This window comes from Oleiphilus sp. HI0080 (assembly GCF_001635135.1).
The window spans coordinates 1-913 of the sequence record NZ_LWFU01001108.1 but is presented as its reverse complement, the minus strand read 5'-3'; the positions used below and the strand labels follow the sequence as shown (position 1 = coordinate 913).

Sequence of the window (913 nt, the reverse complement as noted above, 5' to 3'; positions counted from 1 at the left end):
GCGTATTGCATTAACGATGCGCCTGAGTGATTCGGTCTCAGAACAGGCAAAACAAGACAGACAGGATAGAGGCGGGATTAAAACGGATAGAGCCAATAAATTGCCAAAACAAAAAGGCGCTAAGCAGGCTCCGGTCAACAATGCTTTTGCCTCTGCATTTGCCAAAGCAAAAAAGAAATAGCCCTGTTCGCCCCGATTGATTCATCGTAGTATGTTTACGCGCTGGAAGTGCTTTAAAAGGACAAGAAAATGACAATATCAACTTCGTCGCATGGTCATGGATATCAGGCACTCCTTAGCTATCTAAACGACTCAAACACGAGACTCATTTCGAGAGGACTCGAAAAAGAGGGCCTGCGTGTCACGCCCGACTTTTCGATCACCCAATCAGACCACCCTGACGCGCTGGGCCACCCTCTTACACATAGCTCAATCACTACGGATTACTCGGAAGCCTTACTTGAGCTCATCACCTCCGTGCAAACAACGCGTCAGGGCTTGATTTCAGAGCTTGAGGCAACCCACAAGTTTGTACTTAACAACATCGGCGATGAAAGCCTTTGGGCGGGCAGCATGCCTTGCCGACTCGATGGCAATGACAGCATTCGTATCGCCGAATATGGCGATTCCAACATTGGCCAACTGAAGCATGTTTATCGCAAAGGGCTTGATGTTCGATACGGGCGTATCATGCAGAGCATCGCAGGACTACACTTCAACTTTTCATTGTCTGACGAGTTTTGGAACACGCTCAAAGATGCAGAGAAAAGTCCTGCGACGCTGCAAGAGTTTAAATCTCAGAAGTACTTTGCGTTAACACGAAACTTTCGCCGCTACAGTTGGTTATTGATGTATCTGTTTGGCGCATCGCCGGCGCTCGACCAAAGCTTTTTAGAGGGACGCAAACACGATT

1 protein-coding gene and 1 pseudogene are annotated in these 913 nt (G+C 48.0%); both read left to right on the top strand.

Annotation, left to right across the window (positions count from 1 at the left end):
- Window positions 1–181, top strand: a 181-nt coding sequence (locus tag A3751_RS23670; RefSeq protein WP_231876949.1) for a hypothetical protein, incomplete at its 5' end; no start/stop codon positions are given.
- Between the two features lie 68 nt (window positions 182–249).
- Window positions 250–913, top strand: a pseudogene (locus tag A3751_RS20180) (glutamate--cysteine ligase); the annotation flags it as partial.